Origin of the sequence: Methylobacterium sp. WL103, assembly GCF_008039885.1 — a bacterium.
Lineage (GTDB): Bacteria > Pseudomonadota > Alphaproteobacteria > Rhizobiales > Beijerinckiaceae > Methylobacterium > Methylobacterium cerastii.
This window is the reverse complement of sequence record NZ_VRUX01000504.1, coordinates 1-3,136: the sequence shown is the minus strand read 5'-3', so window position 1 is coordinate 3,136 and position 3,136 is coordinate 1. Positions and strand designations below refer to the sequence as shown.

4 protein-coding genes and 1 pseudogene are annotated in these 3,136 nt (G+C 72.0%); 2 read left to right on the top strand and 3 right to left on the bottom strand.

Features of this window, described 5'->3' with window-relative positions:
* Positions 1-585 (top strand): annotated as a pseudogene (locus tag FV222_RS21350) (LLM class flavin-dependent oxidoreductase); the annotation flags it as partial.
* Positions 586-601: 16 nt separating this feature from the next.
* On the opposite strand, the gene FV222_RS21345 reads toward FV222_RS21350, so the two are convergent.
* Positions 602-1,333 carry a DUF3750 domain-containing protein gene (locus tag FV222_RS21345; RefSeq protein ID WP_147750653.1) on the bottom strand — a complete coding sequence of 244 codons (732 nt, stop codon included), beginning with the start codon at positions 1,331-1,333 and terminating at the stop codon, positions 602-604.
* Between the two features lie 133 nt (positions 1,334-1,466).
* Here FV222_RS21345 and FV222_RS21340 point away from each other — a divergent pair, with 133 nt between their 5' ends.
* On the top strand, positions 1,467-1,910 hold the full coding sequence (locus tag FV222_RS21340; RefSeq protein WP_147750654.1) for a DMT family transporter: 444 nt from the start codon (positions 1,467-1,469) through the stop codon (positions 1,908-1,910).
* A gap of 21 nt (positions 1,911-1,931) precedes the next feature.
* On the opposite strand, the gene FV222_RS21335 is transcribed toward FV222_RS21340, so the two are convergent.
* Together FV222_RS21335 and FV222_RS21330 are read right to left on the bottom strand one after the other, a co-directional pair.
* Entirely contained in the window at positions 1,932-2,441 is a 510-nt protein-coding gene (locus FV222_RS21335) for a MarR family winged helix-turn-helix transcriptional regulator (protein WP_147763923.1), read from the bottom strand.
* A gap of 275 nt (positions 2,442-2,716) precedes the next feature.
* Complete coding sequence (locus FV222_RS21330; protein ID WP_147763924.1) at positions 2,717-3,100, bottom strand: CsbD family protein; 384 nt, start codon at positions 3,098-3,100, stop codon at positions 2,717-2,719.
* Positions 3,101-3,136 lie beyond the last annotated feature (36 nt).

Sequence of the window (3,136 nt, the reverse complement as noted above, 5' to 3'; positions counted from 1 at the left end):
CGCGCCGAGGCCGCCGCCGCGGGCCGCGACCCGCAGGACGTGAAGGTGTTCATCGGCATCGCCGCCATCCCCGGCCGCACCCGTGCCGAAGCGGAGGACAAGCGCGCCGAGTACATGCGCTACGCCAGCGCCGAGGCCGGGCTCGCGCACTTCTCCGCCTCCACCGGCATCGATTTTTCCCGCTACGGCCTCGACGAGCCGATTTCCTACGCCCCCGGCAACGCCATCCAGTCGGCCACCGCGGCCGCGGCCAAGCGCGGGCTGACCAAGCGCGACCTGCTCTCGGAAATGGGCCTCGGCGGCCGCTACGCGGTGTTGACCGGCAACGCCGTGGCCATCGCCGACGAGCTGCAATCCTGGGTCGAGGAAGGCGAGGTGGACGGGTTCAACCTCAGCCGCATCGTCGTGCCGGAAAGCTTTTCGGACTTCATCGATGTCGTGATCCCGGAGCTTCAGGACCGCGGCCTGTACAAGACCGGCTACGCGCCGGGCTCGTTTCGGAACAAGCTGTTCGGCCAGGGCGACCGCCTGCCCGCCCGCCACGCAGCGCAGGCCTACCGCAGCGCCGCCGCCGTCACGGGCTGACGGCCGGCGCGACGGTTCAGATGCCGACGCGGCCGAGGCCCGGCAGCTTGAGGCCGGGGCGGCGGATGTCGAGGCCCGCGACGGCGCCGAGGAGGTTGACCTCGAAGCCCTCGACCCAGCCGAGCGTCAGCCCGAGATAGCCACCGAGGTTGATCCGGAACCCGGTTCCCGACGGCGTGAGGCCGACCCAGCGGCCGTCGTAGGGGAAGTCCTTGCCGATCGCCGTCGCCGGCAGGCTGGCGCGCATCTCTGGTACGGCGCTCATCACCGCGGCCACGAAGGTGTTCGAGTTCGGCCCGGGCCAGAGGTGGTAGTCGCCGAGCTTGGCATAGCGGTAGGTGGCGATGGTCTCGCGGATGCGCGGCAGCATCTGCTCCGCATCGACCCCGTCGGCGGCGAAGACCAGCTCCGGCACGCTGCCGAACCAGCGCCCGTCCGGTACGAAGCGATCGACCCAGATCGGCATGCCCCAGGCGGTGTAGTCGAACCGCCGGTAGGCGCGGTCGCCCGCGCCCTTCACGACGATCCAGCTGTGGCTCGCGATGATGCCGCGCCAGCTCACCGTCCGCGCCGAGAACACCCGCACCACGGCCGCGGGGTTCTGCGCCGCCGGCGGCAGGAGGCCGGCGCTCGACCGGTCGGCGGTGCGCCAGTCGGCGACGTCGTTGCGCAGGTAGTAGAGGGCCGCCGACACCGCGATCGGGGCGAGGAATACGAGCACGAAGACGAGGAGGGCGATGCGGAGCACGCGGGTCGGGTCCGGGGCAGGGCGGGACGTTCGGATCTAGGGACGGCGCCGGGCGGTTGGCAGAGCGGTGCGGCGTCATCGCGCCTCGGTTGGTCGGCCGGACGGCATCACCCCACCGGCCTGGAATCCTCGCATGTGGTACCTTTACGGCGTCGTCCTGCTCGCCGGGATCGCCAACGCCATCCAGCCCGGACAGAACGCGGCCTTGGCCAAGGGCTTCTCGCAGCCGATCACCGCCGGCCTCGTCGTCGGGATCACCACGGCCACCACCGTGCTCGTCGTCGGCCTCGTCACCGGCCGTCTGTCCTGGCCGTCCTCCGGGGGGATGGCGTCGATCCCGTGGTGGGGCTGGTTCGGCGGCGTCTTCGGCGGCGGCATCGTGATCACGCAGCTGCTGATCGCCCGCGAGATCGGCGCCGGCGCCTTCCTCGGCCTGCTGGTGACGGCGGGCGTCGTCACCTCGGTGCTGCTGGATCACTTCGGCTGGGTCGGCTTCGCGGTGCATCCGGCGACGCCCTGGCGCATTCTCGGCGGCATCTTGATGGTCGGCGGCGTCGCCCTGGTCGCCCTGTTCTGAGGAATCGCCGGCGCGATCGGGTCAGCCCGCCTCGTCGGGTCGCGCGCCTCTAGCGAACGCCGCGCGGAACCCCGGCCTAGCCAGGGCGGCGAGGACGTCGCGCAGCGCATCGGTCCGCTCGCGGCCGAAGGCCGCCTCGAAGCGCGTTTGCGCGGCCTGCCAGAGCGGGATCGACTGTTCTAGCTTCGCGGCGCCGAGATCGGTGAGCGCCACGCGGCGGACGCGGCGGTCGGCCTCGTCGGGGACGAGGCGGAGATACCCGTCGCGAGCCAGCGGCTTCAGCGTATGGCCAAGGCCGGACAGGTCCATCACCATGGTCTCGGCGAGCTGTCCCATGGTCGGGGTGCCCAGCGCGCGGACCGTCACGAGCAGGCTGTGCTGCGTCGTGCGCAGGCCGCACGGCGCCAGCACCTCGTCGTAGAGCTGCCCGATGTTGCGCGTCGCCTTACGCAGGGCGGCGTTGCTGCACCGGCTCCGATGGGTGCCGGAGGCGACCTCCACATCGGTGCGGGCTCGCGCGCCCTTCGCCATCGTTCGCCTCGTGTCGGCCGGCTTGCCGAAGATGCCCAGATACCATGACCGAAGATGCAGGCATATGCCTGCGTTTAACTGCGCTCCGACCGGGCCGCTGGGTCGGGCCGCGGTAACCGGCTCCGGATGCGGACGCCTCCGGAGCCTGGGATGGCTCAGCGCGGGCGGCGACCGGCGCCGCCGCCGAAGCGCCGGCCGACATAGGCGATGAGCTTCGGCACGATGAAGGCCGTGAGGAGCTTGCGGATCATGGGGGCTGTCCTGTTCGGTGGGTGTCAGCGCGAGGGACGCAGCAGCCAGCCGGCGGCGAAGGCCACGGCGGCGAAGGCGATGAGGGTGGTGGCGCGGTTCTCGTCGGCGTAGCCGAGGGCCTGCCGGCCGTAGGTCTCGCCACGGCGACGCGCGTCGCGGGCGTAGCGGCTGCCGTCGTCGACGAGCGATTCGCCGCGGCGCCGGGCCTCGTGGGCGAGGTGCGTGCCGTCGTCGATCAGGTCCTCGGCCCGGTCTCGGGCGCGACCGTAGGCGTACTGCGCCCCGCCGGCCACTTGGTCGACGGCGCCGCGGACTTGACGGCCGGCGTCGCCGGTGAGGCCGCCGAGGGTGGTCTGGGCGCGGCCCTTGAGGTGGCGCTTGGCGCCACGGAATTCATCGCGGTTCATGGTCGGGCTCCGTCGGTGGGGGGTGAAAAGGGGGGC

Excerpts from the sequence above, each read along its gene's own strand:
- FV222_RS21335 (WP_147763923.1), bottom strand. The coding sequence starts at position 2,441 with ATGGCGAAGGGCGCGCGAGCCCGCACCGATGTGGAGGTCGCCTCCGGC.
- FV222_RS21340 (WP_147750654.1), top strand. The coding sequence starts at position 1,467 with ATGTGGTACCTTTACGGCGTCGTCCTGCTCGCCGGGATCGCCAACGCC.
- FV222_RS21330 (WP_147763924.1), bottom strand. The coding sequence starts at position 3,100 with ATGAACCGCGATGAATTCCGTGGCGCCAAGCGCCACCTCAAGGGCCGC.